We start from the raw sequence: 24,319 nt of genomic DNA, 5'->3' as shown, positions 1-24,319 counted from the left end.
TCTGATTCCAATATATCTTACTCGCCACACTTATTGATAGGTTTCATCTATCGAATCAATCCTTACAACCCACTTTAATTAATGATAATAATTCTCAATAATAGTTCTATCAAAACAACAAAACGATTGAGTAATTATCATGAAAAAGACACTAACCTTTGCCGCATTGCATTTTACTATCGCATTTAGTGTCGCTTACGTACTAACGGGCGACATCTTGATTGGTAGCTTAATTGCCATGATTGAACCCTCCGTAAATACAGTCGCTTTTTATTTTCATGAAAAGGCTTGGGCTCAAATTCCAGCACTTAAAGCTCGCCAATTTATGACTAAACTAAAAACAGCAAGCTTTGCCGCTATCCATTTTAGTGTTGCCTTTGCCGTTGTCTATTTATTAACTGGTGATGCCTTTATTGGCGGTGTGATGGCCACGCTAGAGCCAGCTTTAAATACAATCGCTTACTATTTCCACGAAAAAGTTTGGTTACGAAAAACAGAAAGCCAAACAACACAATTACAGTTTTGTTTGCACCAACATGCTTAATCACAATATATTGGGCTTCTGATGAGTAACCCATTTTTATAGGCAGAACATGGAACAGATTGCTAACCTCACTATTCGCTCAATTGAATTAGAAGATAATCCAAGCATTGCTAACGTAATTCGCCAAGTTTCTTATGAGAACGGACTGACAGAAGACAAAGGCTATGGCGTAGCAGATCCAACATTAGAAGACATGTTCAGTGTTTATAACAATGAAAGATCGCAATATTGGGTGATTGAGCTTAATGGAAAGGTCGTCGGTGGCGGTGGATTTGCGCCGTTAGCAGGAATGCCCGAAGTATGCGAACTACAAAAGATGTACTTCTTACCAGTAACTAGAGGTAAAGGCTTAGCTAAGAAGTTGGTCAATATGTCGATGGACCGGGCTAAAGGTTTAGGTTATCAACATATGTACTTAGAAACGACAGAATGCCTTAATGCAGCGGTGAAACTTTATGAAAAGCTAGGCTTTGAACACCTGGATTCAGCATGGGGAGAAACTGGCCATGATGCTTGTGAAGTTGTCATGGCCAGATCGTTGTAAAAAGAGTAACTAAGAAATAACTCTTCTAACGCAGGAAGTTACTCACGCAAGAAGCTGGATTCAAGGCCACAAAAGAGCTTTCTTTTTGCCCATCGAGTTCAACTTCTAACGGATACAAATGCTTAGGATTGGGGTTCTCAAGATCAAAACAGATCGGAGCCTCAACCTGGAACACAACGCCAGTATGTTCGGCTCGCACATCTATCGGCATAACTAATGTCATACCATTAAATTTAATAGAAGCCGACACCAACCCTGCTTTTAGTGTCTGATAAATAACATCCACTTTAAACTCACAGCCGCCACCGTGATGCCAAATTTGCTCGGTGACAACTTGCTCTAGCTTGACGTTACGAACAAATTGCAAGTACGGTGCGTGCCAAACCCCGATACGCGAATCAGATTTAGCGACAATTGCTGAAGAGGCTGACTCATCCATGTCCTCTTCAAGCAACAAGCTCTCCTCTTCCTCTAAGAAAAGAATCTCAAAACGATTTCGACCAAGCTGCATATAAGGGCGAATGTCTTTACGGTATTCAGATTCGCTGCCATCACAGTCAAACACAGCAACGCCATTAAGCCGTACTTCTGCAAAGTAATCGACGCCTGCAACCACTAGCTCAACAAACGGGCATGCCAACATGGCATCATCCACTTCAATGTCGTGCATCAAGTGCCATTCTTGCTTTGCAATATCGTCTTCACTCAAGCTATCAGGGAGCTTTGAACTTAACGGAGCAGGAAAGGCAATGTCATCTTGTGGAATAGAAAGATCCGTCAGTGGCGAAATTTGCCAAAGACCATCGAGAGGTAGCCGCATGTCATTCCTTGAGCTAGATCAATTTTGAACGCATTATAAAGAATGAATGCATATAAAGACATTTATTTTTCTGAGGACAAAAAAATGCCAGCTCGAAGCTGGCATTCTTTAAAACTGGGAGAGATTACTCTTCGCCTTCATCATCTTCATCTGGGTAGATAGCATCTTCACCTTCGTAGTAAGTGCCCCACCCGTCATAGATAATGTCAAACTTCTCTGCAAGATTCACAAGCTTCTCAACTTGCTCATCAATCGCTTCTGCATTCAGAGTACACTGCATCGTCGCATCACAACAAAGTAGCTTATTGCCATCTTCGTCTTCTGTCTCTTCAGCTTCAAGAACTTCAAAGCCCATTTTGAAGGCTTCAACAACCGCTTTCTCAAGTACACCGAAATCTTCAGCAAATAGGTGATGCTCGATATCGTATAGAGCTTCAGGATCGCTACCATCTTCAATTAACGCTGTAATGATGTCGCGAGTCTCTTCCTTTTGAAATTCAATTAATTCCGCTACTGATAGATATTCATCTTCGTGAGACATGTGTCTGCTCCAGAGTGTTGACTATGAAAAGATCAAATTTGATTGCCACGAAATATGTCATGGATCGTCCAGAAAAGCCACCTAGATCAGGCTTATAAAGGTAAGTTTCTCGCCGGATAACAAAGGCAATACCAATAAAAAAGTGAAATCAAAATCACAGAAACAAATTTTCAACATATTATTAACCCATGCGTGTTTTAGCATTTCATTTTTATTGCGCTCTTTGCCGAAAGTGAATAAAAACTGCGTGCTTAGTCACACAAAATGCATACTCCTGACAACTTTAGAGTTGCATAAAATCTCGACCTGAAATCAAAAAATGAATAATAGTGAATAAAAAATCACTATTATCAGACAAAAGTCGACTCCAAACTCACAAGGTTTTGAGCATAGATCGTCAAAAAGGTTGTTGGGGAATTACATCTGTTATTTGGGTTAAAATATAAATAAATAGAATATATATGGGATTTAACACTAAATATTCTAGAAACACCTCGTATTAACACAAGCTTTAAAACTTGCATATTACGATCAAGCTTGTCATAAATAGACGCTGGATTAATAGTAAGGATGCAAAATGAGTAAGCTGTACGTTGGCTCCGAAGTCGGTCAATTAAGACGAGTTCTCCTAAATCGACCTGAAAGGGCACTCACCCACCTCACCCCTTCTAACTGTCATGAGTTACTCTTTGATGATGTACTTGCAGTAGAAGCCGCAGGTGAAGAACACGATGCCTTTGCGACAACACTTCGTAACCAAGACGTTGAAGTGTTATTACTGCATGACCTACTGGTTGAGACACTTGCTGTTGCTCCAGCTCGTGAATGGTTGCTTAATACTCAAATATCTGATTTTCGTTATGGTCCAACATTTGCGCGTGATTTGAGAGAATATCTTGCTCAAATGGACAATGAGCATTTGGCTACCATCCTACTTGGTGGTTTAGCTTACTCTGAGCTTCCTATCAAATCATCTTCAATGCTACCGAAGATGCATCGCCCACTCGATTTCGTTATCGAACCGCTCCCTAACCATCTATTTACACGAGATACCTCATGTTGGGTTTATGGAGGCGTCTCTCTTAACCCGATGATGATGCCTGCTCGTCAACGAGAAACAAATCACTTACGAGCAATATACCGCTGGCATCCTGTCTTCGCTGGCCAAGATTTTATTAAGTATTTCGGTGATGAGGATCTTCACTACGATAACGCAAATATTGAAGGCGGCGATGTCCTAGTTATTGGTAAAGGCGCCGTGCTTATCGGTATTTCAGAGCGAACTAAACCACAGGGTGTCGAAAACCTAGCAGCGAGTTTATTCAAATCGGGTCAAGCAAAAGAAGTCATTGCAATTGATTTACCAAAGCACCGCTCTTGCATGCACCTTGATACGGTTATGACTCATATGGATATCGACACGTTCTCAGTCTACCCAGAAATTGTTCGCAAAGACTTAGACACCTGGCGCTTAACGCCAAAAGAAAATGGCGAGATGCGTGTAGAAAAGGCTGACAACTACCTTTCTGCTATTGAAGGTGCATTAGGACTCGATCAACTGAAGATTATAACCACAGGTGGTGACAACTACGAAGCTGAACGTGAACAGTGGAATGACGCAAACAACGTACTTACCGTGAAACCAGGTACGGTTATCGGTTATGAGCGTAATGTTTACACCAATGAGAAATACGACAAAGCAGGTATCGAAGTTCTGACGATTCCAGGCAATGAACTGGGTCGTGGTCGCGGTGGCGCTCGTTGTATGAGCTGTCCTATCGAAAGAGACGGTATCTAAGCTACAAAATTTAATAAAGCGAACACACTAACTTATCTAGGCCAGTACCATTGTACTGGCCTTTTTTATCAATTTAATAAAATAAATATTCACAAATACAGCATTTTTATGTTTAACTGAGTTCTTCATTGATTCTATATACACAAGGAGCGAGAGATGGCCTTTAATCTTCGCAATCGTAACTTTCTAAAACTTCTCGACTTTACTCCTAAAGAGATTCAGTTTTTACTCGACTTGTCTGCTGACCTAAAAAAGGCAAAGTATGCAGGAACAGAACAGAAGAAACTCAACGGTAAAAACATCGCTTTGATCTTTGAAAAAGCATCAACTAGAACTCGATGTGCGTTTGAGGTGGCTGCCTTTGATCAAGGAGCTCAAGTCTCTTACTTAGGTCCTTCTGGCTCTCAGATTGGTCTAAAAGAATCAATGAAAGATACGGCTCGTGTATTAGGTCGTATGTACGATGGCATTGAATACCGTGGTTTTGGTCAAAGTATTGTTGAAGACCTAGGCGCTTATGCGGGTGTACCGGTTTGGAATGGTCTCACCGATGAATTCCATCCTACTCAGATCTTAGCTGATTTCCTCACTATGCTTGAGCATGGTCGCGGTAAACATCTGCACCAAATCAGCTTTGCTTATCTAGGTGATGCTCGCAATAACATGGGTAACTCTCTGCTAGTGGGGGCCGCGAAGATGGGTATGGATATTCGCCTTGTCGCACCAAAATCATTTTGGCCAGAAGAGCAGCTTATTGAAGAGTGCCAAGCTATTGCGAAAAATACTGGTGCAAAAATCACGCTGACAGAAGACGTTGCCGAAGGCGTGAAAGGTTGTGATTTCCTTTATACCGATGTTTGGGTTTCTATGGGTGAAGCGCCCGAAGCTTGGGACGAACGAGTAGCAGTAATGACGCCTTACCAAGTGAATATGGATGTCATAAAGCTCACTGGTAACCCTCAAGTGAAGTTTATGCATTGCCTGCCCGCTTTCCACAACAATGAAACCGTGATCGGCCAGCAAGTTGCAGACAAGTATGGAATGAACGGCTTAGAAGTCACTGACGAAGTGTTTGAGTCTGACTACTCAATTGTATTTGATGAAGCAGAGAATCGTATGCATACCATCAAAGCGATAATGGTGGCGACCTTAGGTCAATAACTAAGAATGAAAGTAAACAAAAGCTTGATGTAATCGCTTGCGCTCACAATTTGAAAGCGTATAATTCTCGGCAATTTGTCTGAGAGTAGTGAAAATGACGCCAAGCAATGTTGTGATAAAACATAATGATATTGTGAAAACACATAATAATATTGTGAAAACACCAAATATTGCTCGTAAGCTAAGATGCTTACCAGGTCGTCTATTCTGCTTTTCAGCACTTTTTTAAAGCCTCCCATTATGGGGGGCTTTTTTATGGCCAATACATTATTGTGGGGAAGAAGATCATGGCGAATTCGCTTTATCAAAAGCACATCATCTCAATTCCAGAGCTTTCTCGTGAAGAGCTAGAATTAATTGTTCAAACAGCTGGTCAACTCAAAGCTGAACCGAACCCAGAACTCATCAAGAACAAAGTTGTGGCAAGCTGCTTCTTCGAACCTTCAACGCGAACTCGTCTCTCTTTTGAAACTGCGATTCAACGCATCGGTGGTGATGTGATTGGTTTCGACAGTGGTGGTAACACTTCCTTGGCGAAGAAAGGCGAAACGCTAGCGGACTCTGTACAGGTTATTTCTTCTTATGTTGATGCTTACGTAATGCGTCACCCTCAAGAAGGTGCTGCGCGTCTGGCCTCTGAGTTTTCTAACGGTGTACCTGTTATTAACGCAGGTGACGGTGCAAACCAACACCCAACTCAAACACTGTTAGATCTATTCTCTATCGCTGAGACACAGGGCCGCTTAGATAATCTCAATGTTGCATTTGTCGGTGACCTTAAGTACGGACGTACGGTTCACTCGCTGACTCAAGCACTAGCTAAATTCGACAACATCTGTTTTTACTTCGTTGCTCCAGAAGCACTAGCGATGCCTGACTACATTTGTGAAGAGCTTGATGAAGCGGGTATCAAATACCAACTACTGACAGACATGGAAGATGTCATTCCTGAACTTGATGTTCTTTACATGACTCGAGTTCAAAAAGAACGTTTTGATGAATCGGAATACGCGCACATCAAATCGGCGTACATCCTGACCGCTCCGATGTTGGAAAATGCACGTGATAACCTAAAGGTTCTTCACCCTCTTCCTCGTGTTGATGAAATTACTGTCGATGTCGATAAAACACCTTACGCTTACTACTTCCAGCAAGCAGAGAACGGTGTTTACGCACGTGAAGCATTACTAGCCCTTGTTCTTAACGAAACGCTGTAGAGGAGAGATATCATGTCTAAAGAGACTCAATTAAAAGTTGAAGCAATCAAGAACGGAACGGTTATCGACCATATCCCAGCAAACATCGGGATCAAAGTGCTAAAACTGTTCGACATGCATAACTCTCATCAACGTGTGACGATTGGCCTAAATCTACCTTCATCTGCGCTCGGAGGCAAAGACCTACTCAAGATTGAGAATGTGTTTATCACTGAAGAACAAGCAAGCAAACTGGCACTATATGCACCTCACGCTACGGTTAACCAAATCGAAGATTACGAAGTAGTTAAGAAATTAGCATTAGAGCTTCCAGAGCAAATCAACGATGTGTTTGAGTGTCCAAACACCAACTGTATTACTCACAATGAACCAGTTGAAAGCAGCTTTAAGATCTTTGAAAAGAAAGAAGATATTCGATTGAAGTGTAAGTACTGCGAAAAAGTTTTCTCTCGCGAAATCGTGACAGAAAGATAACGCCATACGGCAATATTTACCGAACCTATAAACTATCAAATACCTCGCCTATGCGGGGTATTTTGCTCTTTACCTATCGAAAGTTTGTAGGCACACTGAAAATTGCTTTTTATCTAATAACTGATGGAATAAACCAATGACTAAAGTACTTCACACAGAATCAGCTCCAGCTGCAATCGGCCCATACGTACAAGGTGTTGACCTTGGCAACATGGTACTGACTTCTGGTCAAATCCCAGTAAACCCAGCAACTGGTGAAGTATCTGCAGATATCGCAGAACAAGCTCGCCAATCTCTAGATAACGTTCAAGCCGTAGTTGAAGCTTCAGGCCTGACTGTAAAAGACATCGTAAAACTAACGGTATTCGTTAAAGATCTAAACGACTTCGGTACAGTAAACGAAGTTTACGGTAAATTCTTCGATGAACACGGCGTTGCAAACTACCCAGCACGTTCATGTGTTGAAGTAGCGCGTCTACCAAAAGATGTAGGTATCGAGATCGAAGCGATTGCAGTTCGCAAATAGATTTTAATATCTAGAATAAACGGTTTCTAGTAAACAAGTTGGCATAAAGCTGAATGTTTATCAGAGACAAAAAAGGTTGCCCTATTGGCAACCTTTTTTATTATTCATCGTTTCGCTTAGCTTAAATTACTTCTTATTAAGCTCAACCACTTCTTTGTCTAACTCTTCAAGCTTAGCGGCCATTTGCTCTCGGGCTAGGTTAGCAAGTTGACGAACGTTCGACTTGTCGTAACCTTCAGTGCTGATAGGCGGCAACATTTCAACTATCACGTGACCATTGTTCCAACGGTTTAGCTTCACGCCACCTGTTGAGCTACACACGATAGGGATAATAGGCAAGCCAGCGCCAATTGCGGCATGGAAAGCACCCGTTTTGAATGGCAACAGACCACGACCACGAGAACGAGTCCCTTCAGGGAACATCCATACTGAAACATCGCTCTCTTTTAAGCTCGTCACTACTTGGTCGATCGTACCTACCGCTTTGCTGCGATTGGCACGGTCAATTAGGATATTACCCGTCAGCCAGTAAAGCTGACCAAATAGAGGCATCCACACTAAGCTTTTCTTACCAACCGTCACTACCTTAGGTGTCACTGCTGATGAGATAGTGAATAGATCCCAGCTGTTTTGGTGGTTCGCCACATAAACATGTTGGCCACGAGAGTAAGCATCTTCCGGGATACGAAGTTCTAACTTCATGCCGAATATTTTAGACATACGACCGAAGTAACGACCAAAGGTAAATACGTGTTTCGGGTTACGTGGGCTTAGTAAACAGTAACCACACCCAAATACAAACATAAGAATCGCAAATATCGCCACTGCGAAAATACGTAATATTGCTATCATTTTGTTCCTCTCAACCGTCAAGTTTTTCACCTATTCGCACAAAATTGGCATCAGATTCACTTGCGGTAAATACAACTATAAAAAAGCCGAAACCAAGGTTCCGACTTTTATGCTTTCATGTCACTAATTCAAGAACCCACTAACCGAAGTTAGTTCGAATCACTAAATCGTGTAATGTTTGCGCCTAGGGCTGAAAGCTTATCTTCAATCTTATCGTAGCCACGATCGATGTGATAAATACGATCAACGATAGTTTCGCCTTGAGCGATACAGCCAGCAATAACAAGGCTCGCAGATGCGCGCAGGTCCGTTGCCATTACTTGAGCACCGCTCAATTTTTCCGTTTCACCACAGATAGCCGTGTTACCTTCAATCTCAGCTTTCGCACCCATTCGCTGTAATTCAGGAATGTGCATAAAGCGGTTTTCAAAGATAGTCTCCGTGATAACACCACTGCCCTTCGCCATCATGTTAAGCAAAGTAAATTGTGCTTGCATATCAGTAGGGAAACCAGGGTGAGGTGCTGTTACGATTTTTACCGCTTTCAGCTCACGACCTGTCATATCAAGACTTATCCAGTCTTCGCCCGTTTCAACCTTCGCACCCGCTTCTTCAAGCTTCGCTAATGCAGCTTCAAGAAGATGAGCGTTAGTATTGCGACAAGTCACGGTACCGCCAGACACAGCAGCAGCAACTAGGAAAGTACCGGTTTCAATACGGTCAGCAACCACAGAGTGGTGACCACCACCAAGACGTTCAACGCCTTCGATCGTAATCGTGTCTGTACCTGCGCCAGAAATCTTAGCACCTAGCTTGTTTAGGAAATCAGCTGTATCAACAATCTCAGGCTCGCGGGCCGAGTTATCAAGTACTGTCGTTCCTTCTGCTAGCGTTGCTGCACACATGATAGTAATGGTGGCACCCACACTTACTTTATCCATCACGATGTGCGCGCCTTTCAAGCGGCCATCAACACTTGCTTTCACATAACCATCTTCCAGTTTAATGGTCGCACCTAATTGTTCTAGGCCATGGATATGTAAATCAACAGGTCGAGCACCAATAGCACAACCACCAGGAAGTGACACTTGTCCTTCACCAAAGCGAGCGACTAGCGGACCTAAAGCCCAAATAGAAGCACGCATTGTTTTCACTAAATCATATGGCGCACAGAACTCGTTGATTTCGCTGCCATCAACATGAACGCTACCATTACGCGATACTTTTGCGCCTAAACGCTTAAGCAATTCCATCGTCGTATCGATGTCACGTAGGTGAGGAACATTACTGACTTCTACTGGCTCTTCAGCAAGAATTGAAGCAAATAAAATAGGTAGCGCTGCATTTTTTGCGCCGGAGATCGTCACTTCACCGCTTAGCGGTTTATCCGATCCAATAACTCGAAACTTTTCCATCATAAACCTTAAAGTGACATCAGTTTCTTATCACGTTCCCACTCTTCAGGCGTAAAAGCCTTAATAGAAAGAGCATGGATATCATTGCGTTGAATGTATTCCATTAGTGGGCCGTAGATTAGTTGCTGCTTCTTAACTCGATTCATGCCGTCAAAACATGCATCAACCGCAACAACTTCGTAATGACTGCCTTCTCCCTTCACGAAAATTTCCTGAAGGTTCAGTGCTTCTGCTAATAATTCTTGTACTTTTGTGCTGTCCACAAATAGCTCCTGCCTAATTTTTTATGTGTTCTGCCATCATTGGCTGGATATTGCTCAATTGGAACAACGTTCGTAATTGTTCTGGCACGAAACTGAGCATTATATGACAGTTTTGATTTTTTGCATGCTCTAATAAGTGAATTAGCATCACCATTCCTGCTGAATCGACTCTATTTATATGGCTGAGGTTAATTTCAACACTCGATTCCGTCGTTTGCCACTTTTCTAATATACGCCAGATTGCAGGGACGGTATCTCGGTCAATGTCTCCGAGAAGTTGGAACTCTTTAGAACTTAGCTTTTGCCATTGAGAGTCGCTCATTATTTATTACTCTCAAAACGAATCGGCTGTGCGGACAGTTTCTCCAATTCATCAGCAACTTGTAAAATGCCTTCTTGACGAATTTTAGTATTCCACTCTGATTGCTTGCTCGATAATAGGCTAATACCTTCAGCAACCATATCAAATGCCTTCCACTCACCCGACTTCTTATCTTTACGTAGCTTAAACTCAAGTTTAATGTTTGGTCGAGGTGTATCAATAATATCAACCTTGATACTGGTGATGCGGCTTTCCGGCTTCACTTTTGGCTCTGGACCAAATTCAATTGTCTGATCTGTGTATTGAGTCAACACTTGAGCATAAGAAGAAACGAGGTATTTACGGAATGCATCAATAAATACGCGTACATCTTTTCTGTCCGCACCTTTTAAGTTAGGCCCTAACAACTTAAGTGCCGCATATTGAGCATTCACATAAGGCATCAATTCTTCTTCCACGATGACCTTTAGTAACTCAGGATCATTGTGAATGTTTTCTTGCTCGTTTTTTAAACGTTCAAAAGCGACTTCAGCTACTTGAGTCATCATCTGATAAGGCTGAGTGCGGTCAATCGATTCAGCAGCAAAGGCTTGAGTCGATATCAATAAAGCGACCGCAGTCATAACCAATCTTTTCAAAATGGCATTAGTCTTCAACATGTTTTTGAACTGTGACATGAGACTACTCCTTAGCTTCGTTGTTATCAGAACCACCAACGCTATACAGCACTTGGCCAATCAAATCTTCTAGCACTAGTGCTGATTTAGTGTCTTCAATCGAATCACCATCAACCAGCATCTCTTCGTCATCAAAAATGAACCCTGGTACTAGGCTGATATATTGCTCACCGATCAAGCCTGACGTTAAGATTTGAGCACTAGAGGTATCAGGAAATTGTGAGTACTTCGCATCAATAGACAATTCGACTACAGGAAGGTAACTCTCGGTATCAAGCTCAATGCTTTTAACTCGACCAACAACAACGCCACCGACCTTCACTGGAGAACGAACCTTTAGACTACCAATATTGTCGAAAGTCGCTTTTAAGTTGTAAGTATGGTTTGAACCTAAGCCTTTTACGTCAGCGACTTGAAAGATCATGATTAAGATTGCGCAAATTCCGGCTATAACAAAGGTGCCGACCCATAATTCTAGTTTTCGAGTTTGTTGCATGATTAATTCCCAAACATCAATGCGGTAAGAATAAAATCTAGCCCTAGTACCGCTAGAGAAGAGTGCACGACTGTGCGCGTGGTTGCCTGACTAATGCCTTCAGAAGTCGGTACTGCGTCATAACCGTTGAAAAGTGCGATCCAAGTTACGGTGATAGCGAAAACCATACATTTGATCATGCTATTACCAATATCTCGACCAAGCTCAACTGAAGACTGCATCGCAGACCAGAAACTGCCGTGATCAATGCCTTTCCAATCAACACCAACTAGCTGACCGCCCCAAATCCCGACCGCCATAAAGATCATAGCTAACAACGGCATTGAGATAAGCCCAGCCCAAAGTCGTGGTGCAATAATACGTTTAAGAGGATCAACAGCCATCATCTCAAGGCTGGAAATCTGCTCTGTTGCTTTCATTAAACCAATTTCAGCGGTTAATGCTGAACCTGCGCGGCCTGCAAACAATAACGCAGTCACAACTGGGCCCAACTCACGTAACAGTGAAAGTGCGACCATTTGACCAAGGTTACCTTCAGCGCCGTAGTCGATAAGTACGACATAGCCTTGAAGACTCAGCACCATACCGATGAATAAACCCGAAACTAAAATAATAGCCAATGACTGAACGCCAACGCTATAAAGTTGTTTTACTAATAAGGGGAAGTTTTTTAGTCGCGGGATGCCAAACAAAGCCCCAAATAACATTAGGCTTGCTCGACCAAATGACTCACAGATCGCAAGTGTGCGTCTACCGACACCTACAATAGTTTTAACAATCATATTAAAACAGATCCTCTTCTAAGCTCTTTGCAGGGAACCTAAATGGCACGGGACCATCCGCTTCACCTTGCAAAAATTGCTGCACTCGAGGATCGCTATTGTTGTACAACTCCTCAGGCGAGCCCGATGCAATAATCTTCCCATCAGCCATCAAATAAACCCAATCAGCGATACTCATCACCTCTGGGACGTCATGCGACACCACAATCGAGGTTAAGTCTAAAGCTTGGTTGAGGTTTCGGATGAGTTCAACCAAAACGCCCATGGTAATTGGATCCTGGCCAACAAAAGGTTCATCGTACATGATAAGTTCCGGATCCAACGCTATTGCTCGAGCTAACGCCGCACGCCTCGCCATACCACCAGACAGTTCACTTGGCATTAATTCTGCTGCGCCTCGTAAACCCACCGCTTCAAGTTTTAGTAATACGATGGTACGAATGAATTTTTCATTAAGTTCAGTGTGCTCTCGCAGTGGAAACGCCACATTATCAAAGACATTGAGATCCGTAAAAAGTGCACCCGATTGAAAAAGCATGCTCATTTTCTTACGTGCTTGATAGAGCTTTCGACGAGATAATGCAGGGATATTGTCCCCATCAAACCAAATTTCACCGCTATCTGGCGGTAATTGTCCACCGATCAAACGCAACAAGGTCGTTTTACCGATCCCTGAAGGGCCCATAATTGCGGTTATTTTTCCTTGAGGTACTTCTAAACTGATGTCATCAAAGATAACTCGTTCACCTCGAGAGAAACTTAGGTTTTTAACTTTTACAAGCTCAGTATTCAACATGATCTTGTTGTTTCCTTGCTCTAAAAAACGCCAATTGTGGCTGCAATAATAATGAGTCTACTTTAGAATTAAAAGCACTGTTCAATTAATTGTACAAAACAGAAAACAGTGACAGGGATTTGAAAGCATTAAGAAATTCATCATTCAGCGACATTTCTTTACTGCTAACGGGCAATTAATTTGTCGAGTGACTTCCCTTTTATCTAGCAACAAGTCAAAATTAGCGGTTAATTCTCCGTTTTTTATTAATTTTTAGGAATCATCATGCTTGAAGCGATTGCGTTTCTTATTATCGGCCTAGGTTTTTTGGTGTGGAGCGCAGATAAACTGGTCTTCGGCGCCGCCGCTCTTGCTCGCAACTTCGGTATATCACCATTAGTTATCGGTATGACGATTCTAGCAATGGGCTCTTCAGCCCCTGAAATGATGGTTTCAGCAACAGCAGCTCTTGACGGCAAAACAGATACGGCTGTTGGTAACGTTCTCGGTTCTAACATCGCCAACATCGCTCTGATTTTGGGTATTACAGCACTTATCAAACCGCTATCAATTAGTTCAGGCGTAATTCGCCGTGAACTACCATTAATGATTGGTGTCACTCTACTAGCAGGCGCACTGCTTTGGGATAACCATTTAGGTTTCTACGAAGGCGTGTTGTTGTTTGTTCTTTTCGCCGCTTTCTTATTTGCGATGTTACAAATCAGCCGTAGCGAGAAAAAGAACGGCGATGCTTTCCTTGATGAACAAGAGTCAGAGATCCCTGAGGGCGTAAGTAACCTTAAAGCCGCCATGTGGGTAGTAGTTGGTCTAATTATTCTACCTTTAGCGGCCAATATGTTGGTTGATAACGCGGTTGTTATCGCGAAGTTCTTTGGCATGAGCGATCTTGTGATTGGTTTAACCATTATTGCTGTTGGTACCAGTCTTCCCGAACTTGCCGCATCACTTGCCGGTGTAATGAAAGGGGAAGATGACATGGCCGTAGGTAATATCATTGGCTCGAACGTATTCAACATTCTTGCAGTGATGGGGATACCGGGCATCCTCAACCCTTCAATCTTAAGTGAATTTGCTATGGGTAGAGATTTCTGGGTAATGCTAGGCGTATCACTTTTACTCGTGGTAATGGCACTAGGTAAATCTCGCAGTGTGAATCGTATTGAAGGCGGCGTGTTAATCATAACGTTCGTGGCCTACCAAGCTTACTTACTTATGAACATGTCGGCTTAATTGTTGATTTAAATTCCCGTACTTGGAGTATTTGATGTCTCAGCCATTTGATTATCGCAGTGTTGCAAAACAAGTTTTGGAAACCGAAGTTGCAGGTCTTACTCAATTAGACCAATATTTTAATGATGATTTTTGCAAGGCTTGCGATCTTATCCTGAACAACAAAGGTAAAGTCGTTGTGATGGGCATGGGTAAATCAGGCCACATTGGTAACAAAATAGCAGCCACACTGGCAAGTACTGGTACATCAGCTTTCTTTGTACATCCAGGTGAAGCGGCACATGGTGATTTAGGAATGATCGAACCTGGCGATATTGTGATTGCAATATCAAACTCAGGTGAATCAGGAGAGATCCTCAGCCTATTCCCAGTATTAAAGCGTTTGAACATTAAGATTATCAGTATGACAGGTAAGCCAGCGTCGAACATGGCGACCTTATCTGATATCCATTTACAAATTTCAGTACCGGAAGAAGCATGCCCACTGGGCTTAGCGCCAACAACCAGTACCACTGCTACTTTGGTGATGGGGGATGCACTAGCCGTTGCACTTTTACAGGCACGAGGCTTTACCGCTCAAGATTTTGCTCTGTCTCATCCAGGTGGCGCTTTAGGTCGTCAATTACTGTTGAAACTCGATGACATCATGCACACAGGTGATGCTCTGCCTGTTGTGGCTCCGGATGCTCTGATAAGAGATGCTCTATTAGAGATATCTCAGAAAGGCTTAGGCATGACGGCAATCGTTGGTAGCGATGGTCAAATGGCCGGTATTTTTACTGATGGTGATTTACGCCGTATCTTAGACAAACGTGTTGATATTCATAACACTCAGATTGGCGACGTAATGACGCTTAATCCTACGGTAGCAGAACCAAACATGCTTGCAGTTGAGGGGCTAAACTTAATGCAGGCTAAAAGTATTAATGGCCTGATGTTATGCCATGAAGGTACATTAGTTGGAGCTTTGAACATGCATGACTTACTGAAAGCAGGAGTAATGTAATGACGCAGACAGTTGAAACGTTATACGGCACGGTCGATTCAGACGTATTTGCCGTAGCAAAAGAGATCAAACTGCTAATTTGTGATGTCGATGGCGTATTCTCGGACGGTCGTATTTACATGGGCAACAACGGTGAAGAGCTGAAAACCTTTCATACTCGTGATGGCTACGGTATCAAATCACTGATGAATGCTGGTATTGAAATCGCAATCATAACTGGTCGTAAATCTCAAATTGTTGAAAACCGCATGACAGCTCTGGGTATTAAACTTATTTATCAAGGCCAAGATGATAAAGTAAAAGCGTATTACGATATTTGCGATAAACTTTCTGTTGCGCCTGAAAATACAGGCTACATCGGAGACGATCTGATCGACTGGCCTGTCATGGAAAAAGTTGGCTTAAAGGTATGCGTGGCAGATGGTCACCCACTACTTGCGAAGCGAGCGAATTATGTGACCACGATTAACGGCGGCCATGGTGCTGTACGTGAAGTATGTGACCTTATTCTGCAAGCAAGAAATGAACTCGACGTGCATAAAGGTTTAAGCATATGAGTTTTACTCGTATTATCTATTTAATACTCATATTTATTGCTTCTTGGTCGACCTATTATTTGTTCGACAAAGAGCAAGCTTCGACAATACAAGTGGCTCCAAATTTGGAGCTGCCCGCTTTTAGCGGCAAAAGTCTAAACAACATAAGCTATGACCAATCAGGTATCCGTAGCTATCAAGTTGAGTCGACGTATTTAGAACACTATTCAGTAGTTGGTGATACACATTTTCAAAATCCTGTTCTTTCGGTGTTCCGGGAAGGACATACGATTGAATGGCAAGTCACCGCTGATCGCGCGATTATGGATGAGAATCAAGTTGTCACGTTCTATGACAACGTTGTGGCAAAGAATCTATTGCCAGAAGCCAGTTTCGATACTATGACCACAGATAAAATGGTTGTTGAGCTGACTAGCCGAGATTTTTATTCAGAGACTCCGGTCCATATGATCGGTACATTTTTTGAAACTGAGGGTCAAGCAATGAAGGGGAACTTCGGTACCAACAATGCGACTCTCTTTAATTCTGTTCAAGGTAGATATGAAACTCTTACACCTTAGTTTATTCGCTTTGACCCTTGCGGCACCTAATGTCTATGCCCTATCTTCGGATAGTGAGCAGCCTGTCTACATTGACTCAGACAGCCAGCAATTGGATATGAAAAGTAACCAAGTGACCTTCCTTGGTGATGTAAACCTTAAGCAAGGTAGCATCAACATCAATGCCGATAAGGTCATTGTTACTCGAAATGCGGTCAACGGTGAGATAGAAGAAATTCAAGGCTATGGCAAGCCTGCGACTTTCTCTCAACTCACTGATGATGGAAAAACACTTTACGGTGAAGCTGATGATTTACATTATCAACTGATTGCCGATAAATTGATCATGACCAAGAATGCAATGCTCTCTCAAGATGGCAGTATCATCCGTGGCTCTAAGATTACTTATCAAATCGCTTCTCAAAAACTGGTTGCCGATAGTGATAGTAGCGAACGTGTATCAACGGTCTTACAACCTGCGGAAGTGAATAAGTAGCCATGGCTGTTCTTAAAGCAAAAAACCTAGCAAAAACGTACAGCAAGCGTAAAGTTGTAACCGACGTAAGCCTGCAGGTAGAGTCTGGTCAAATCGTTGGACTACTTGGGCCTAACGGGGCAGGCAAAACGACCTCTTTCTATATGATTGTAGGTCTGGTCGCTCGTGATGAAGGCACGATTAGCATTGATGACCGAGACATCAGTATTTTGCCAATGCACAGTCGCTCGCGTCTTGGTATCGGTTACCTACCTCAAGAAGCTTCTATTTTCAGAAAGCTTTCCGTTGAGAACAACATCATGGCCGTTTTACAAACGCGTGACGAGATGACCAACGAGCAGCGTCAAGATAAGTTAGAAGACCTTCTAGAAGAGTTCCACATCCAACATATCCGCACCAGTAATGGTATGGCTCTGTCAGGTGGTGAGCGTCGTCGTGTTGAGATTGCTCGAGCTCTAGCGGCAAACCCTCAGTTCATTCTATTGGATGAACCCTTTGCTGGTGTTGACCCAATCTCGGTTATTGATATCAAAAAAATCATTGTTCACCTACGCGATCGCGGCTTAGGTGTTCTAATTACCGACCACAACGTCCGTGAAACATTAGACGTGTGTGAAAAAGCTTACATCGTAAGCCAAGGGCACCTGATTGCTGAAGGTACTCCTGAAGATGTTCTCAATAACGAGCAAGTTAAACAAGTTTATCTAGGCGAACAATTCCGTCTATGATTAGATAGAGAGTATCGAGAATTCTAAGAATAATAACTAGGTAAGTCACACTGAATGAAACCCTCATTACAACTTAAGCTAGGCCAACAGTTAGCAATGACTCCTCAATTGCAGCAAGCGATTCGTTTGTTGCAGTTGTCTACATTAGATTTGCAGCAAGAGATTCAAGAAGCACTTGAATCTAACCCACTACTCGATGTCGAAGAAGGCAATGAAGAAACGCCTGCATCGGAAGAAAAACCTAGCAGTGACGAGAAAGAAACAGTTGAAGCCACAGAGCAAGACTTACCTGATAGCTCAGACTTAATCGAAAAATCAGAGATTGGTAATGAACTAGAAATCGACACAACTTGGGAGGATGTCTACAGTGCAAACACCGGAAACACTGGTATTGCGATTGATGATGACATGCCAGTTTACCAAGGTGAGACGACTGAAAGCCTACATGATTACTTACTTTGGCAGCTCGACCTAACACCATTCACTGAAACAGATAGAAGCATCGCTTTTGCTTTAATAGATGCCATTGATGACTATGGCTACCTCACCGTATCTTGTGAAGATATTCTTGAAAACTTCGATAGAGAAGAAGTAGAGCTTGATGAGATTGAAGCCGTTCGCAAACGTATTCAGCAGTTTGACCCTTTAGGTGTCGGTTCAATCAACCTGCAAGATTGCTTGTTACTACAACTGGCTACCTTCCCGCAAGATACCCCTTGGCTTAATGAAGCTAAGTTAGTACTTACTAGCCATATCGACCAACTAGGTAACCGTGATTACAAACTGGTTATCAAAGAAACTAAGTTGAAAGAAGCAGAACTGCGTGAGGTTTTGCAACTGATTCAACAACTGGATCCACGACCTGGCAGTAAGATTACACCAGATGAAACCGAATATGTTGTTCCTGATGTTTCAGTATTCAAAGATCTTGGTAAGTGGTTAGTCACCATAAATCCAGACAGCGTGCCTAAACTGAAAGTGAATCAACAATACGCCGACCTTGGAAGCAAAGGTAGCAGCGCCGACAACCAGTACATTCGCTCAAATTTGCAAGAAGCAAAATGGCTAATTAAGAGCTTAGAAAGTCGAAATGAGACGCTACTCAAAGTTGCACGATGTATTGTTGAACATCAACATGATTTCTTCGAACATGGCGAAGAAGCGATGAAACCTATGGTTCTCAACGATGTTGCGTTAGCCGTTGATATGCATGAATCCACAATCTCTCGTGTGACGACTCAAAAATTCATGCACACACCACGTGGCATCTTCGAACTCAAATATTTTTTCTCGAGCCACGTCAGTACAGACAATGGCGGAGAGTGTTCATCGACAGCAATTCGTGCGCTCATTAAGAAGCTTGTCGCGGCGGAAAATACCGCGAAACCTCTAAGTGATAGTAAGATTGCTGCTTTACTGGCTGACCAAGGAATTCAGGTAGCTAGACGTACCATAGCAAAATACCGTGAGTCTCTGGGCATCGCCCCATCTAGTCAGCGTAAACGCCTGCTGTAGGCTAATTTAGTTAGCTATAGATTTAGTTATAGTCAGGCAACCAACTGAAAAGGAAAGTCTATGCAAATCAATATTCAAGGCCATCACGTTGATCTTACCGATTCAATGCAAGACTATGTTCACACCAAATTCGAAAAACTTGAACGCTTTTTTGATCACATCAATAGCATTCAGGTTGTTTTAAAAGTTGAGAAAATCAATCAAATTGCAGAAGCGACCCTTCATGTAAACCAAGGAGAGATTCATGCAACAGCAACAGATGAAAGTATGTATGCTGCGATTGATTCATTGGTTGATAAACTCGTCCGTCAACTCAACAAGCACAAAGAAAAGCTAAGTAGTCACTAACATGCAATTAAGCGAAGTACTTTCATTGGACTGCACCAAAAGTGCAGTCCAATGCACAAGCAAGAAAAGAGCCCTTGAGCTCATCAGTCAGATCGCAGCAGAAAGCTGTGGTCAAGATTCAACAGAACTGTTTGAGTGCATGTTGAGCCGCGAGAAAATGGGCAGTACAGGTATTGGTAATGGCATTGCTATTCCCCATGCTCGTATGAACGTCAGTGACAAAGCAATTGCTGTATTACTGCAATGCCAAGATCCCATCGAATTTGATGCGATTGATAACCGTCCTGTCGATCTACTATTTGCTCTGCTTGTTCCAAGTGAACAATGTAAGGAGCATCTAAAAACCCTTTCTTGCATGGCAGAACGACTTAACGACAAGCAGACTCTTAAACAGTTGCGTAATGCTCAAAGCGATCAAGAGCTTTACGACATCATGATTCAAGTGCCAACTTGCGAGCAATAACATGCGGTTAATCGTTGTTAGTGGCCAATCAGGAGCAGGTAAAAGTGTCGCGCTACGAGTCCTTGAAGACTTGGGGTATTACTGTGTCGATAACCTTCCAGTAAATCTGCTCAACGACTTCGTCGAGTCAGTTCGTGAAATCAATCAAAACGTCGCCGTTAGCATTGATATTCGTAACTTACCGAAAGAGCCTCAATTAGTCACAGATACGCTTGAGCAGCTTGAGTCTGCAACCGACATCGATGTGAACGTGTTGTTCTTAGATGCGAGCAAGCAAACGCTACTTAAACGCTACAGTGAAACTCGCCGAATCCATCCTTTGTCGATTGGCCAAGAAAAGCTCTCTCTTGAACAAGCTATCGATTTAGAGAAGACACTCCTAACACCGCTTGCTGAACAAGCCTGCATTGTAATTGATAGCAGCGACTGCAACCTCTACGAATTGAGTGAAAAGGTTCGCTTTAAAGTTGAAGGTAAAGAGAAGCAAGAGCTGATCATTGTTTTTCAGTCTTTCGGCTTTAAATATGGTCTACCAAGCGATGCTGACTATGTGTTTGACGTACGCTTCTTGCCGAACCCTCATTGGGAACCCGCTCTACGACCATTAACAGGTCTTGATGCCCCTATTCACTCTTTTCTAGAAAAGCACCCGGAAGTTCTAGAGCTCAAGCAACAAATCCAAGGCTTTATCGAGCAGTGGTTACCAATGCTAGAAAAGAATAATCGCAGTTACCTAACGGTCGCGATTGGCTGTACTGGCGGCAAACACCGCTCGGTTTATCTGACTCAGAAAATTGGTGAGTATTTCGATCAACTTGGCCATCAAGTTCAGATCAGACACGCCTCCCTAGAGAAGCACCAACAGGGCTAACCATGGAATTAACTCGAACTGTACTGATCCAAAATCGCTTGGGTCTTCACGCTAGAGCAGCCGTCAAGTTGGTTGAGCTAGCGCAAAGCTTTGATGCGACCATTACTATCCATAGCGAAGAAGATAAGATCGCGACTGCAGATAGCGTGATGGGGCTACTTATGCTGGAATCAGCGCAAGGGCAACACATTACCATTCAAGCGGCAGGCTCTGATTCTCAGCAAGCTCTTGATGCTGTCTGTCAGCTAATTGAAGCAAAGTTTGATGAGGGTGAGTAACGAAATACGTCACTCACGCCGCCAAAAACTCAAACAACGAACCAACCAATATTAAATCTTAGTTCTACCTAAGTTAATGATTTAAATAAGCCCCAGAATTAAGTTACTATTCCAAGCATTGTTAAAATAATGAGATAGGAGGAAAATATGGCAGAGCAATTAGAATTCGACCAAGCTCACCAAACCCTCCAAGAAGTCAGCGAAGCCCTAGAAAACGGCCGATTTGTTCATGTACGCCGACAGCTTCAGGACATGGAACCTGAAGATATTGCACACCTTTTAGAAGCCTCCCCTCGCAAAAGTCGTGATGTACTCTGGCAACTCACCGATCCTGAAGACTACGGTGAAATTCTTGATGAGCTAAACGAAGACGTCAAAGATGCTCTTGTGTCGAAAATGGCACCAGAAACCTTGGCAGAAGCAACCGAAGGCATGGAAACCGATGACGTCGCGTACGTACTTCGAAGCCTACCCGACGATGTTTCTCGCGAAGTACTTTCTCAAATGGACTCCGTTGATCGTGCTTTAGTTGAAACCGCACTATCGTACCCCGAAGATTCAGCGGGTGCGTTAATGAACACTGACGTAATCACAATCCGTGGTGATGTCGATGTTGAAGTTGTCTTGCGTTACTTACGTATGCGTGGTGAATTACCTGACGCAACTGATGCTCTCTATGTTATCGACGACGATGAACGTCTCATTGGTAACCTTTCACTCAGTACATTGATCACAACACAACCCGATGTGGCGGTTTCGGAAGTAATGGAAGATGCCGACGAAGCTATCGCTGTGGAAACCAGTGCTTCTGATATCGCCAGCCTCTTCGAACGTCGTAACTGGGTTTCAGCTCCTGTTGTCGATGTAAATCAACACCTTGTTGGCCGTATTACGATCGATGACGTGGTTGATGTCATTCGTGAAGATGCTGAACACTCTATGATGAGTATGGCGGGTATGGACGATGACGAAGACACCTTCGCTCCGGTCGTCAAATCCGCTCGTCGTCGTAGTGTGTGGTTAGGCGCAAATGTTTTGGCGGCACTCGCAGCAGCGTCTGTGTCTAATATGTTTGAGGCGACACTGAATGAGATGGCAGCCATCGCTGTTTTGATGACCATCGTACCGTCCATGGGTGGTGTTGCTGGTAACCAAACCGTTGCTCTGGTCATTCGAGGTTTAGCACTTGGTCACATTGGTGACAGTAACAAACGTGAATTACTACTCAAAGAAGCCTCTATAGGCTTCCTTAACGGCATTCTATGGGCCGTTATCATTGGCGGTATAGTGGTTGCTTGGAAAGGCAATTGGATCTTGGGAGGCATTATCTCTGCAGCGATGATGACAAACTTGATTGTCGCGGGTATTGCAGGCGTAACCATTCCAGTGATGCTGAAGAAGATGAATATCGACCCTGCCCTTGCTGGTGGTATGGCACTCACAACGGTAACCGATGTAATTGGCCTATCGGTGTTCTTAGGCTTAGCCACCATACTTATCTAGCTTGATTACCGACTCGGTAAATACAAAAAGGGAGCCATTGGCTCCCTTTTTTAATACATCAGATTTAAGCTTCAGGTTTAAATCTTATGTTTAAACCTAAGCAAATTAAGCAAATCACTCGCCTGCGACTTTCATCGACTCAAGCAAGATAGAACCGGTTTGAATTTGCGAACGTGTTTCTACGTCGTTACCAACCGCAACAATCTGAGTGAACATGTCTTTTAGATTGCCCGCGATCGTCACTTCAGATACTGGGTACTGGATTTCTCCATTCTCAACCCAGAAACCCGCAGCGCCACGAGAGTAATCGCCAGTAACGGTATTCACACCTTGACCCATCACTTCAGTCACAAGGAAACCTGTGCCTAATTCTTTTAGCATTTGCTCAAAGCTTTGACCTGTCGATTTAACGAACCAGTTATGGATGCCACCGGCATGGCCTGTTGGCGTCATATCCATTTTACGAGCAGCGTAACTCGTCAGTAGGTAAGTGGCTAAAACACCATCGGTGATGATTTCACGGTCTTGAGTGTAAACACCTTCACTATCAAATGGACTCGAAGCCAAACCACGTAAAAGATGTGGGCGCTCTGAGATATTGAACCAATCTGGTAGAATTTTCTGACCGAGGTGATCCAACAAGAAAGATGATTTACGGTAAAGGTTGCCACCACTGATTGCCATCACAAGATGACCAATTAAGCCAGTTGCGACATCGTTAGCGAACATAATCGGGTATTGGCCTGTTGGTAGTTTTTTAGCATCCAAACGACTGATCGTTTTTTCTGCAGCTTCTTGACCTACACGCTCAGGCGTCCAGAGCTCGTCACGGTGACGTGCAACTGTGTAGCTGTAGTCTCGTTCCATTTCACCGTTAGTGCCTTGCCCAATCACACAGCAGCTCGTACTGTGGCGACTGGAAGCGTAGCTCGCAAGCAAGCCATGACTGTTACCATAAACTTTAACGCCATAGTGACTGTCGTAGCTTGCACCATCACTTTGCTTGATCTTGTCGCTATAAGCTAATGCTTGCTTCTCAGCAGCTATCGCAATCTCCGCGGCATAGTCTGGGTTTGGTTCATCAGGGTGAAAAAGATCCAAATCTGGAATTTCTTTCACCATATATTCTTTTGTGGCAGGGCCAGCAAATGGGTCTTCCGAAGTGTATTGAGCAATGTCTAGTGCCGCTGCGACAGTTTGAGCAATAGCCTTCTCACTTAGATCAGATGTGGATGCGCTGCCTTTCTTCTGGCCACGGTAAACAGTAATACCTAGTGCACCATCACTATTAAATTCAACGTTTTCCACTTCACACATACGTGTTGAAACACTTAAACCCGTTGACTTAGTAATAGCGACCTCAGCTGCGTCTGCACTCACTGATGCCATATCCAACGCTTTAGCTACTGCGGCTTCTAGCTCAACTCTTTGCTGGGCGACTTGCTGTTTTACATCCATATCTATTCTAATTTTGTAGGTCAATATTAGGTAGGATAACAAGAATTTCGCTTTCTCCCCAAGATTCTTGCTAAAATAGGCAATATATTCGTTTGAGAT

Annotated in this window: 30 protein-coding genes; 19 read left to right on the top strand and 11 right to left on the bottom strand. The window is 43.2% G+C overall.

The features are described from left to right. Nucleotides 1-139 precede the first annotated feature (139 nt). Together SJY39_RS03485 and SJY39_RS03480 are read left to right on the top strand one after the other, a co-directional pair. On the top strand, nucleotides 140-544 hold the full coding sequence (locus SJY39_RS03485; protein WP_016783722.1) for a DUF2061 domain-containing protein: 405 nt from the start codon (nucleotides 140-142) through the stop codon (nucleotides 542-544). Nucleotides 545-593: 49 nt separating this feature from the next. Next, nucleotides 594-1,088, top strand: a complete 495-nt coding sequence (locus SJY39_RS03480) for a GNAT family N-acetyltransferase (protein ID WP_010435013.1) — start codon at nucleotides 594-596, stop codon at nucleotides 1,086-1,088. Nucleotides 1,089-1,113: 25 nt separating this feature from the next. Here the strand turns inward: SJY39_RS03480 and SJY39_RS03475 are convergent, their stop codons facing one another. Then, on the bottom strand, nucleotides 1,114-1,908 hold the full coding sequence (locus SJY39_RS03475) for a beta-galactosidase (protein WP_010435015.1): 795 nt from the start codon (nucleotides 1,906-1,908) through the stop codon (nucleotides 1,114-1,116). Nucleotides 1,909-2,032: 124 nt separating this feature from the next. Beyond that, nucleotides 2,033-2,449: a ribonuclease E inhibitor RraB gene (rraB, locus tag SJY39_RS03470; protein ID WP_010435017.1), complete on the bottom strand. Its 417-nt coding sequence runs from the start codon at nucleotides 2,447-2,449 to the stop codon at nucleotides 2,033-2,035. A gap of 577 nt (nucleotides 2,450-3,026) precedes the next feature. Between rraB and arcA the strand changes: the two genes are divergently transcribed. From arcA to SJY39_RS03445, 5 genes are all read left to right on the top strand, one after another. Beyond that, complete coding sequence (arcA, locus tag SJY39_RS03465; protein ID WP_010435019.1) at nucleotides 3,027-4,247, top strand: arginine deiminase; 1,221 nt, start codon at nucleotides 3,027-3,029, stop codon at nucleotides 4,245-4,247. 156 nt (nucleotides 4,248-4,403) lie between these two features. Then, nucleotides 4,404-5,408, top strand: coding sequence for an ornithine carbamoyltransferase (locus tag SJY39_RS03460; RefSeq protein ID WP_372275707.1), 1,005 nt, complete (start codon nucleotides 4,404-4,406; stop codon nucleotides 5,406-5,408). Nucleotides 5,409-5,695: 287 nt separating this feature from the next. Then, nucleotides 5,696-6,625, top strand: a complete 930-nt coding sequence (gene pyrB, locus SJY39_RS03455; RefSeq protein ID WP_004735321.1) for an aspartate carbamoyltransferase — start codon at nucleotides 5,696-5,698, stop codon at nucleotides 6,623-6,625. A gap of 12 nt (nucleotides 6,626-6,637) precedes the next feature. Then, a complete protein-coding gene (gene pyrI / locus SJY39_RS03450; RefSeq protein WP_010435025.1) occupies nucleotides 6,638-7,099 on the top strand; it encodes an aspartate carbamoyltransferase regulatory subunit in 462 nt (153 codons plus the stop codon). Between the two features lie 136 nt (nucleotides 7,100-7,235). Continuing rightward, nucleotides 7,236-7,625, top strand: a complete 390-nt coding sequence (locus SJY39_RS03445; RefSeq protein ID WP_004735319.1) for a RidA family protein — start codon at nucleotides 7,236-7,238, stop codon at nucleotides 7,623-7,625. Nucleotides 7,626-7,751: 126 nt separating this feature from the next. Here the strand turns inward: SJY39_RS03445 and SJY39_RS03440 are convergent, their stop codons facing one another. The 8 genes from SJY39_RS03440 to mlaF all read right to left on the bottom strand — a co-directional run bounded on the left by SJY39_RS03440 (nucleotide 7,752) and on the right by mlaF (nucleotide 13,228). Beyond that, complete coding sequence (locus SJY39_RS03440; protein ID WP_010435026.1) at nucleotides 7,752-8,477, bottom strand: 1-acylglycerol-3-phosphate O-acyltransferase; 726 nt, start codon at nucleotides 8,475-8,477, stop codon at nucleotides 7,752-7,754. 149 nt (nucleotides 8,478-8,626) lie between these two features. Further along, nucleotides 8,627-9,892, bottom strand: a complete 1,266-nt coding sequence (murA, locus tag SJY39_RS03435) for a UDP-N-acetylglucosamine 1-carboxyvinyltransferase (protein WP_016768634.1) — start codon at nucleotides 9,890-9,892, stop codon at nucleotides 8,627-8,629. Between the two features lie 8 nt (nucleotides 9,893-9,900). Then, on the bottom strand, nucleotides 9,901-10,155 hold the full coding sequence (ibaG, locus tag SJY39_RS03430) for a BolA family iron metabolism protein IbaG (protein ID WP_010435028.1): 255 nt from the start codon (nucleotides 10,153-10,155) through the stop codon (nucleotides 9,901-9,903). A gap of 13 nt (nucleotides 10,156-10,168) precedes the next feature. Continuing rightward, nucleotides 10,169-10,477, bottom strand: coding sequence for a lipid asymmetry maintenance protein MlaB (locus SJY39_RS03425; RefSeq protein ID WP_010435029.1), 309 nt, complete (start codon nucleotides 10,475-10,477; stop codon nucleotides 10,169-10,171). Continuing rightward, on the bottom strand, nucleotides 10,477-11,100 hold the full coding sequence (locus SJY39_RS03420) for a phospholipid-binding protein MlaC (RefSeq protein WP_022570894.1): 624 nt from the start codon (nucleotides 11,098-11,100) through the stop codon (nucleotides 10,477-10,479). The genes SJY39_RS03425 and SJY39_RS03420 overlap by 1 nt, the downstream gene beginning before the upstream one ends. 58 nt (nucleotides 11,101-11,158) lie before the next feature. Next, nucleotides 11,159-11,650, bottom strand: coding sequence for an outer membrane lipid asymmetry maintenance protein MlaD (mlaD, locus tag SJY39_RS03415; RefSeq protein WP_010435031.1), 492 nt, complete (start codon nucleotides 11,648-11,650; stop codon nucleotides 11,159-11,161). Between the two features lie 2 nt (nucleotides 11,651-11,652). Beyond that, entirely contained in the window at nucleotides 11,653-12,432 is a 780-nt protein-coding gene (gene mlaE, locus SJY39_RS03410) for a lipid asymmetry maintenance ABC transporter permease subunit MlaE (RefSeq protein ID WP_010435033.1), read from the bottom strand. A 1-nt stretch (nucleotide 12,433) separates the two neighbouring features. After that, entirely contained in the window at nucleotides 12,434-13,228 is a 795-nt protein-coding gene (mlaF, locus tag SJY39_RS03405) for a phospholipid ABC transporter ATP-binding protein MlaF (protein WP_016787842.1), read from the bottom strand. Between the two features lie 264 nt (nucleotides 13,229-13,492). On the opposite strand from mlaF, the gene SJY39_RS03400 reads away from it, so the two are divergent. From SJY39_RS03400 to mgtE, 12 genes are all read left to right on the top strand, one after another. Further along, nucleotides 13,493-14,458 carry a calcium/sodium antiporter gene (locus tag SJY39_RS03400; protein ID WP_010435036.1) on the top strand — a complete coding sequence of 322 codons (966 nt, stop codon included), beginning with the start codon at nucleotides 13,493-13,495 and terminating at the stop codon, nucleotides 14,456-14,458. 34 nt (nucleotides 14,459-14,492) lie between these two features. Then, complete coding sequence (gene kdsD / locus SJY39_RS03395) at nucleotides 14,493-15,464, top strand: arabinose-5-phosphate isomerase KdsD (protein WP_010435037.1); 972 nt, start codon at nucleotides 14,493-14,495, stop codon at nucleotides 15,462-15,464. Further along, a complete protein-coding gene (gene kdsC / locus SJY39_RS03390; RefSeq protein WP_016768636.1) occupies nucleotides 15,464-16,021 on the top strand; it encodes a 3-deoxy-manno-octulosonate-8-phosphatase KdsC in 558 nt (185 codons plus the stop codon). Before kdsD ends, kdsC begins: the two co-directional genes overlap by 1 nt. Continuing rightward, nucleotides 16,018-16,581, top strand: coding sequence for an LPS export ABC transporter periplasmic protein LptC (gene lptC / locus SJY39_RS03385; protein WP_010435041.1), 564 nt, complete (start codon nucleotides 16,018-16,020; stop codon nucleotides 16,579-16,581). Before kdsC ends, lptC begins: the two co-directional genes overlap by 4 nt. Then, nucleotides 16,562-17,056 (top strand): lipopolysaccharide transport periplasmic protein LptA, encoded by a 495-nt coding sequence (gene lptA / locus SJY39_RS03380; protein WP_010435043.1) that lies wholly within the window; start codon nucleotides 16,562-16,564, stop codon nucleotides 17,054-17,056. The genes lptC and lptA overlap by 20 nt, the downstream gene beginning before the upstream one ends. A 2-nt stretch (nucleotides 17,057-17,058) precedes the next feature. Beyond that, nucleotides 17,059-17,784, top strand: a complete 726-nt coding sequence (gene lptB, locus SJY39_RS03375; protein ID WP_004735304.1) for an LPS export ABC transporter ATP-binding protein — start codon at nucleotides 17,059-17,061, stop codon at nucleotides 17,782-17,784. Between the two features lie 54 nt (nucleotides 17,785-17,838). Continuing rightward, complete coding sequence (locus tag SJY39_RS03370) at nucleotides 17,839-19,299, top strand: RNA polymerase factor sigma-54 (RefSeq protein ID WP_016793856.1); 1,461 nt, start codon at nucleotides 17,839-17,841, stop codon at nucleotides 19,297-19,299. Between the two features lie 60 nt (nucleotides 19,300-19,359). Further along, nucleotides 19,360-19,647 (top strand): ribosome hibernation promoting factor, encoded by a 288-nt coding sequence (hpf, locus tag SJY39_RS03365; protein WP_010435048.1) that lies wholly within the window; start codon nucleotides 19,360-19,362, stop codon nucleotides 19,645-19,647. Between the two features lies 1 nt (nucleotide 19,648). Beyond that, the gene (gene ptsN / locus SJY39_RS03360) at nucleotides 19,649-20,110 is read left to right on the top strand and encodes a PTS IIA-like nitrogen regulatory protein PtsN (protein WP_004738707.1); all 462 of its coding nucleotides are present in this window, start codon (nucleotides 19,649-19,651) and stop codon (nucleotides 20,108-20,110) included. A gap of 1 nt (nucleotide 20,111) precedes the next feature. Further along, on the top strand, nucleotides 20,112-20,981 hold the full coding sequence (gene rapZ / locus SJY39_RS03355; protein WP_010435053.1) for an RNase adapter RapZ: 870 nt from the start codon (nucleotides 20,112-20,114) through the stop codon (nucleotides 20,979-20,981). A gap of 2 nt (nucleotides 20,982-20,983) precedes the next feature. Continuing rightward, nucleotides 20,984-21,259: an HPr family phosphocarrier protein gene (locus SJY39_RS03350; RefSeq protein ID WP_010435056.1), complete on the top strand. Its 276-nt coding sequence runs from the start codon at nucleotides 20,984-20,986 to the stop codon at nucleotides 21,257-21,259. A 147-nt stretch (nucleotides 21,260-21,406) separates the two neighbouring features. Beyond that, on the top strand, nucleotides 21,407-22,762 hold the full coding sequence (gene mgtE / locus SJY39_RS03345) for a magnesium transporter (protein WP_010435057.1): 1,356 nt from the start codon (nucleotides 21,407-21,409) through the stop codon (nucleotides 22,760-22,762). A 114-nt stretch (nucleotides 22,763-22,876) separates the two neighbouring features. Here mgtE and pmbA read toward each other — a convergent pair whose 3' ends face one another. Beyond that, the gene (pmbA, locus tag SJY39_RS03340) at nucleotides 22,877-24,220 is read right to left on the bottom strand and encodes a metalloprotease PmbA (RefSeq protein WP_016793857.1); all 1,344 of its coding nucleotides are present in this window, start codon (nucleotides 24,218-24,220) and stop codon (nucleotides 22,877-22,879) included. Nucleotides 24,221-24,319: the final 99 nt, after the last annotated feature.

It is taken from the genome of Vibrio sp. R78045 (genome assembly GCF_042466085.1).
Classification (GTDB): domain Bacteria; phylum Pseudomonadota; class Gammaproteobacteria; order Enterobacterales; family Vibrionaceae; genus Vibrio; species Vibrio cyclitrophicus.
Note: the sequence above shows the minus strand (reverse complement) of the source record. Positions and strands in the feature narration are given on the sequence as shown.

What these genes read in the sequence shown, in the direction of transcription:
- SJY39_RS03420 (WP_022570894.1), bottom strand. Translation starts at nt 11,100, where the DNA reads ATGACTGCGGTCGCTTTATTGATATCGACTCAAGCCTTTGCTGCTGAA.
- pyrI (WP_010435025.1), top strand. Translation starts at nt 6,638, where the DNA reads ATGTCTAAAGAGACTCAATTAAAAGTTGAAGCAATCAAGAACGGAACG.
- mlaD (WP_010435031.1), bottom strand. Translation starts at nt 11,650, where the DNA reads ATGCAACAAACTCGAAAACTAGAATTATGGGTCGGCACCTTTGTTATA.
- lptB (WP_004735304.1), top strand. Translation starts at nt 17,059, where the DNA reads ATGGCTGTTCTTAAAGCAAAAAACCTAGCAAAAACGTACAGCAAGCGT.
- arcA (WP_010435019.1), top strand. Translation starts at nt 3,027, where the DNA reads ATGAGTAAGCTGTACGTTGGCTCCGAAGTCGGTCAATTAAGACGAGTT.
- SJY39_RS03370 (WP_016793856.1), top strand. Translation starts at nt 17,839, where the DNA reads ATGAAACCCTCATTACAACTTAAGCTAGGCCAACAGTTAGCAATGACT.
- rraB (WP_010435017.1), bottom strand. Translation starts at nt 2,449, where the DNA reads ATGTCTCACGAAGATGAATATCTATCAGTAGCGGAATTAATTGAATTT.
- kdsD (WP_010435037.1), top strand. Translation starts at nt 14,493, where the DNA reads ATGTCTCAGCCATTTGATTATCGCAGTGTTGCAAAACAAGTTTTGGAA.
- SJY39_RS03350 (WP_010435056.1), top strand. Translation starts at nt 20,984, where the DNA reads ATGGAATTAACTCGAACTGTACTGATCCAAAATCGCTTGGGTCTTCAC.
- mgtE (WP_010435057.1), top strand. Translation starts at nt 21,407, where the DNA reads ATGGCAGAGCAATTAGAATTCGACCAAGCTCACCAAACCCTCCAAGAA.
- lptC (WP_010435041.1), top strand. Translation starts at nt 16,018, where the DNA reads ATGAGTTTTACTCGTATTATCTATTTAATACTCATATTTATTGCTTCT.
- SJY39_RS03460 (WP_372275707.1), top strand. Translation starts at nt 4,404, where the DNA reads ATGGCCTTTAATCTTCGCAATCGTAACTTTCTAAAACTTCTCGACTTT.
- mlaE (WP_010435033.1), bottom strand. Translation starts at nt 12,432, where the DNA reads ATGATTGTTAAAACTATTGTAGGTGTCGGTAGACGCACACTTGCGATC.
- SJY39_RS03400 (WP_010435036.1), top strand. Translation starts at nt 13,493, where the DNA reads ATGCTTGAAGCGATTGCGTTTCTTATTATCGGCCTAGGTTTTTTGGTG.
- SJY39_RS03445 (WP_004735319.1), top strand. Translation starts at nt 7,236, where the DNA reads ATGACTAAAGTACTTCACACAGAATCAGCTCCAGCTGCAATCGGCCCA.
- mlaF (WP_016787842.1), bottom strand. Translation starts at nt 13,228, where the DNA reads ATGTTGAATACTGAGCTTGTAAAAGTTAAAAACCTAAGTTTCTCTCGA.
- hpf (WP_010435048.1), top strand. Translation starts at nt 19,360, where the DNA reads ATGCAAATCAATATTCAAGGCCATCACGTTGATCTTACCGATTCAATG.
- lptA (WP_010435043.1), top strand. Translation starts at nt 16,562, where the DNA reads ATGAAACTCTTACACCTTAGTTTATTCGCTTTGACCCTTGCGGCACCT.
- pyrB (WP_004735321.1), top strand. Translation starts at nt 5,696, where the DNA reads ATGGCGAATTCGCTTTATCAAAAGCACATCATCTCAATTCCAGAGCTT.
- SJY39_RS03425 (WP_010435029.1), bottom strand. Translation starts at nt 10,477, where the DNA reads ATGAGCGACTCTCAATGGCAAAAGCTAAGTTCTAAAGAGTTCCAACTT.
- ptsN (WP_004738707.1), top strand. Translation starts at nt 19,649, where the DNA reads ATGCAATTAAGCGAAGTACTTTCATTGGACTGCACCAAAAGTGCAGTC.
- SJY39_RS03440 (WP_010435026.1), bottom strand. Translation starts at nt 8,477, where the DNA reads ATGATAGCAATATTACGTATTTTCGCAGTGGCGATATTTGCGATTCTT.
- SJY39_RS03485 (WP_016783722.1), top strand. Translation starts at nt 140, where the DNA reads ATGAAAAAGACACTAACCTTTGCCGCATTGCATTTTACTATCGCATTT.
- SJY39_RS03480 (WP_010435013.1), top strand. Translation starts at nt 594, where the DNA reads ATGGAACAGATTGCTAACCTCACTATTCGCTCAATTGAATTAGAAGAT.
- pmbA (WP_016793857.1), bottom strand. Translation starts at nt 24,220, where the DNA reads ATGGATGTAAAACAGCAAGTCGCCCAGCAAAGAGTTGAGCTAGAAGCC.
- murA (WP_016768634.1), bottom strand. Translation starts at nt 9,892, where the DNA reads ATGGAAAAGTTTCGAGTTATTGGATCGGATAAACCGCTAAGCGGTGAA.
- rapZ (WP_010435053.1), top strand. Translation starts at nt 20,112, where the DNA reads ATGCGGTTAATCGTTGTTAGTGGCCAATCAGGAGCAGGTAAAAGTGTC.
- SJY39_RS03475 (WP_010435015.1), bottom strand. Translation starts at nt 1,908, where the DNA reads ATGCGGCTACCTCTCGATGGTCTTTGGCAAATTTCGCCACTGACGGAT.
- kdsC (WP_016768636.1), top strand. Translation starts at nt 15,464, where the DNA reads ATGACGCAGACAGTTGAAACGTTATACGGCACGGTCGATTCAGACGTA.